The organism is Paraferrimonas sp. SM1919, assembly GCF_010993985.1.
Lineage (GTDB): Bacteria > Pseudomonadota > Gammaproteobacteria > Enterobacterales > Shewanellaceae > SM1919.
Genome location: NZ_WINH01000145.1, coordinates 1 through 501, shown reverse-complemented (window position 1 = coordinate 501; position 501 = coordinate 1). Strand labels below are relative to the sequence as shown.

Annotated in this window: 1 protein-coding gene; it reads right to left on the bottom strand. The window is 54.5% G+C overall.

Features of this window, described 5'->3' with window-relative positions; all coding sequences use genetic code 11:
- Positions 1–70: 70 nt before the first annotated feature.
- A partial coding sequence (locus GFB48_RS17525) for a hemoglobin beta-like protein (protein WP_163938818.1) occupies positions 71–501 on the bottom strand: 431 nt, incomplete at its 5' end.

Sequence of the window (501 nt, the reverse complement as noted above, 5' to 3'; positions counted from 1 at the left end):
CTGATGCATGATAAAAACAAAGAGCTTTTAAACAAATGATCCACATGTGATGGTCTCCTGCTGCAACTCTCTAGTGGTACTGTCTTCCCAGGGAGGACACCACCACGGTCAGGAACTTCTGAAAAGCTGCCTGGACCTCACCGGTGAAGCATTTACCCATCTTAGAGGCGATCACAATGGTCAGGCAGTCAGACAGCAGCCTGAAATTGTCAGGGTCCACGTGCAGTTTCTCGGAGTGCAGCACGCTCAGCTCTGCATAGGTCTCCTTGATGTTGTCCATGTTCTTCAGGGCCCGGTCCAGGCCGTGCAGCACCTTGGTGCCGTGGGCCGCGATTTTCTGGTTGGACTTGATGGCCTCGGCATTGTAGAGGTTGCCGAAGGCGCCGAAGTACCTCTGAGTCCAGGGGTAAACGATCAGACACCTGGAAAGAGCTGCAGGGCCGACGACCTCATAGTCCAACTTGGCGAAGATGTCCTGGATGGTGGCGCGCTCGAAGTCTG